At 57.1% G+C, this 2,168-nt stretch carries 1 protein-coding gene, 1 tRNA gene and 1 pseudogene; 1 reads left to right on the forward strand and 2 read right to left on the reverse strand.

Going from position 1 to position 2,168, the window contains the following annotated elements:
* Nucleotides 1-155: 155 nt before the first annotated feature.
* Nucleotides 156-1,279, reverse strand: a protein-coding gene (locus tag EDC31_RS17495) for an IS3 family transposase (RefSeq protein ID WP_243697821.1) whose coding sequence is annotated in 2 segments (ribosomal slippage) — nucleotides 156-1,072 and nucleotides 1,072-1,279 — 1,125 coding nt in all. Because the reading frame shifts where the segments join, the coding sequence is not laid out codon by codon here.
* A 135-nt stretch (nucleotides 1,280-1,414) separates the two neighbouring features.
* Nucleotides 1,415-1,505 (reverse strand) — tRNA-Ser (locus EDC31_RS17500).
* A 192-nt stretch (nucleotides 1,506-1,697) separates the two neighbouring features.
* Here EDC31_RS17500 and EDC31_RS17505 point away from each other — a divergent pair.
* Nucleotides 1,698-2,074 (forward strand): annotated as a pseudogene (locus EDC31_RS17505) (IS5 family transposase); the annotation flags it as partial.
* Nucleotides 2,075-2,168: the final 94 nt, after the last annotated feature.

Consider the following 2,168-nt stretch of genomic DNA (forward strand, 5'->3'; position numbering starts at 1 on the left):
ATCGCCGATGGAGACCTTGCCTGTTTTACAACCTGGTGCCCGAAAGGGACAACCATGCAGGAACTCGTGAACGTTGAAGGGACGCGCTGGAGGATAGAGGTGGCCCCATTCGTTCGGACAGATTTGCGGGTTGAATAAGCTATCGCCCGATGTTGCTATGCCGCCAATTTCTCGTTGTTGCTGACCTCTACCGTTGCCGGGGTTAATCCCGGCAACGGTGTCGGAGCAAACCCATGATACGCCTCATCGGGCGTGCGTCCAGCGAGAGCCGAGTGCGGGCGCCGCGAATTATAATGACCAATCCATTTTGCCAGGCCGCTACGAAGTTCCGAGCCGGTCTCGAAAGCGTGGAGATACACGCATTCATATTTCAATGACCGCCAGAGCCGTTCGATGAAGACATTGTCCATCCAGCGGCCGCGCCCGTCCATGCTGATGCGGATCTGCCGCTCCTGCAGCACTTCGGTGAAGCGCGGCGTGGTGAATTGGCTGCCTTGATCCGTATTGAAAATCTCCGGCGTCCCGTAGCGGGCCAACGCCTCCTTCAAGGCCTCGACGCAGAAGTCCGCATCCATGGTATTGGACAGGCGCCAGGCCAGAACCTTGCGCGTCGCCCAGTCCATGATCGCCGTCAGATACAGAAAACCCCGGCGCATCGGAATGTAGGTGATATCCGAACACCAGACCTGGTTGGGCCGGTCGATCATCAGGTCCCGCAGAAGATAGGGATATGTGCGATGCTCCGGGTGGGGCACCGTCGTCCTGGGCTTCTGATAAATCGCAACCAGCCCCATCCGGGCCATCAGCCGTCCGATCCGTTTGCGGCCTACCTCATGGCCCAGACGGCGAAGGTGCCGCGCCATCTGCCGGGCGCCGTAATACGGCGTTTCCATGAACTGCTCGTCGATCAGCCGCATCAGCATCAGGTTGAGCGCGTTTTCGGGTGCAGGTTGATAATATACCCCCGATCGGTTGAGCCTCAGCAAGGTGCATTGCCTGATGATCGGCAGACGGGGACGTTGCGGGTCGATCATTTGCCGCCTCTGCTCACGCCCAAGCGAACAGAGGCATCCCGCAAAAAATCCCGTTCCACCAAAAGCTGGCCGATCTTCGCGTGAAGCTTCTCGACCTCAGCCGCGCTCGTCGCAGGCTCCGCAACGGCCTTGCCCGAAAAGGTCGCCGCCATGCCCTCAATCGCCTGACGCTTCCACTGGGCAATCATCGTCTGATGCACACCGTGCTTCGACGCCAGTTCCGATGCCAATTGAAGGTGGCTCAGCGATTCGGGAGAAGGTTCTGCTACCGTCCCACAGCAAAGGGCTTGCCTTCTCCAAAAGACTACTCCAAAATCGTTCTTCAACCCAGAATTTTGGGTTGATAAAAGATAATTATTTCAAGGAGTTAGCTCGTGGACTGGCGGAGAGAGTGGGATTCGAACCCACGGTACGCTATTAACGTACACACGCTTTCCAAGCGTGCGCCTTAAGCCGCTCGGCCATCTCTCCGCAAGGCGGGGCGGACCATATCAACTTCGATGGGAATGACAAGTGCCCTTTGCGGCCTGAACAGGGCAATCGGGTGAAGGCGTGCGTGACAAATCCCTAAAATGCTGAATCTGTGAGTTTCCTGTGATTTAGGCTCAGGACCCATTGATATGGACGGCAGGATGTGATTCAGGCTCCTTGAGGAGACTGAAGATGAATGACCCGTATTGGCTGACGGACGAGCAGATGGGTCGTCTGCGGCCCTTTTTCCCGAAGAGCCATGGCAAACCTCGCGTTGATGACCGTCGTGTGTTGAGCGGGATCATTTTCGTGAACAGAAATGGTCTGCGCTGGCGTGATGCACCCCGGGAATACGGTCCACACAAGACGCTCTACAACCGCTGGAAGCGCTGGAGTGCTATGGGGATCTTCATCCGCATGATGGAGGGACTGGCTACCGGCAAGGCAGAGCCTCAGACGATCATGATTGATGCGACCGATCTCAAGGCACATCGCACAGCTTCGAGCCTGCGGTTAAAAAAGGGGGCCCAGGCCGTCTGATCGGGCGGACCAAAGGCGGGATGAATACTGTCCGTCGTCGAAAGATTTGGGACTTTGGATGGTGTGAGATAACGGAGGAACTGGCCCCTCTGGTTATGCTGTTTAGGCGGCACGCTGCTGATG

The sequence above is a fragment of the Acidomonas methanolica genome, assembly GCF_004346035.1.
GTDB lineage: Bacteria > Pseudomonadota > Alphaproteobacteria > Acetobacterales > Acetobacteraceae > Acidomonas > Acidomonas methanolica.